The sequence below is a fragment of the Geosporobacter subterraneus DSM 17957 genome (assembly GCF_900142145.1).
Taxonomy (GTDB): Bacteria; Bacillota; Clostridia; order Peptostreptococcales; family Thermotaleaceae; genus Geosporobacter; species Geosporobacter subterraneus.
On sequence record NZ_FQZV01000104.1, the window covers coordinates 1 to 2206 of the forward strand.

General features: G+C 33.4%; 1 protein-coding gene. It reads right to left on the reverse strand.

Annotated features, from left to right (window positions below; genetic code table 11):
- Positions 1–122: 122 nt before the first annotated feature.
- Positions 123–2012 carry an S-layer homology domain-containing protein gene (locus tag BUB56_RS19090; protein ID WP_110942825.1) on the reverse strand — a complete coding sequence of 630 codons (1890 nt, stop codon included), beginning with the start codon at positions 2010–2012 and terminating at the stop codon, positions 123–125.
- Between the last annotated feature and the right edge of the window lie 194 nt (positions 2013–2206).

The window sequence follows — 2206 nt, forward strand, 5'->3', positions numbered from 1 at the left end:
TATCTTTGGTGTATTATCTCATGCAATCAAGATGAAATCTATGTGGGCTGTATTTGACCCTTACTATTCTGCCTTTCAATCCATGGCTATGTGTACTGGGATTTACCCTTACTTTTAAAAAACTATTTTTTTAAAACTATAATTTTTTCTGCAATGAAGAACTCATCTTCTAAAAAGCCATCTACAAAAATCTCTGACTTTTCTGCTAGCCTGCTCATCGCTATGGACTTTCCGTCTGTATCAAGTATCACTGTATCTGCATTTACTGAAACAGGTCTCGTTGTATATTGGTTATTTGAACGATCCAAATATTTAACCGTTACGATACTGTGATTTGTGTAAACTTTTACAATTTCACCTGTAAATCGATCCTTTGCTTGTATTGACTCTGCTTTAATTGATACCACTGAATTGCTCTCTATCTTTAATTCAACTGCATAATTAGGTCTTAAATCGTATAATGTAGCACTCTTTCCATCTACAGTAATCGTCGCTGTACTAGAAACATTATATGAAGTTTCCAGGTTTCCGCTCCCTACAATAGTAATCTGAGATGGGTTACCAATTGTATAGGACTTAATGGTTCCTGAATCGTCTTTTTTTGTGGTCAAGCTAGTTGCTATTATCTCTATCACTTTATTGTTTTTTAAAGTTATTGTAACGATGTCTCCTTTTACCAATGAATCCACATCTAAAATTTTCCCGTCCGTTCCTCTAGTTCTTCCATTTCTTGTTACATAAACGTTGTCATTAACTGCTAACTCGAGAACTTCTCCACGTACTCTGACTTTAATCATTGGTGTATCCTTAAAATATACTTCTGATTCTAAAATTCCGTCGAATTCTCTATTATTAGGCATTAATACGATATTAGTAGCCTTATCTCCATCAGCATTAATACTGATCATATCGCCAATTTTTAAATTTTTTGCTGATGAATTAACTCCGTTAATCTGTATACCTAAAGTATTATATGCTTTAAAAACTCGGGTATTATTACTATTATTTTCATCTACAACTGTAAGTGCTACATAATCTGTATATGTAGTAATCTTATCTACTATCCCAATAAATTCTTTTACCGAATTATCTGCTTCGACAGTATCTAACTTATTATCCTTATCATATATGAGCTTAATTTTTTGATTAACATACAAGCTCCCAATCCGACTTGTTACTCCGTTGACCTTAATTATTACTCCATTTAGCCTCAGTACTTCTTGATTTCCAAGCTCATCCTTTACTACCAGCATGTTGTCACTTGCCAATATATGCTCAATAAATCTCACATTTTCTTTATCATTTTTTACTGGAGTTTGAGGTTCTACAACGGTTTTCTCTCCACTATCCAATAAGTCGAAAGCCTTTGAGCAAATTGTTGCCATTTCAGCTCTCCTAATGGGATTTCCAGGATTAAACTTATTATTGGTATCTCCACTAATAATCCCTTTTTTAACCAATAGATCTACATAAGGGACAGCCGCTCTTATAATCATTTCTGAATCTACAAATCCCAAAATTGGAAGTGGATCGATAGCATCGTCCATATCTATAGCTTTTCCTAAAAAAACAGCTACATCTACTCTTTTTGCATTTGCTTGGATATTATTCTTAACAAAGTTTTTTAATTCATCTTGATGAATGATATTATACTCTAAGGCATAAGACATGGCTTCATGTGCCCAGGTAGGTATCTTAGCACTATTTAGGACAGCAGTATGTTTAGTAGCTATTCCTATTGTACTTTTTAATCGATTAGCTGCTTTAAGTGTTTGATAGATCATTTGAATTGATTCTACATATGTAACTGGATTATCCGGTTTAAAATTAAAGCGAAGCGTAATGCTATCTTCAAAACCCCTGATAATCCCTTTTTCTGACATCTTTGCAATGTGATCTTTCGCCCAATGGTTTGATGCTACATCAGAAAAAACTGTGGCTCCAAAACTTACAGCAGTGCTCATAAGCAGTATACTTACAATCATTAGGGCTAGTACCCTTTTGTGTTTCATTTGTTCTACTCCCTCCCTAAATCTCTTATTTGTTCTAAATATATTCTATATAGGTGGCATAAAATCCTTTAAAAACTGCTAAATTTACAAACTTTTTCCGTATCCGTCAAATACAGCCCACGTATGAAAATAGTCCTATCTATGAGATAATTATCATAAATAGGACTGTTACTATTTTTTAGGTTTAAATATTG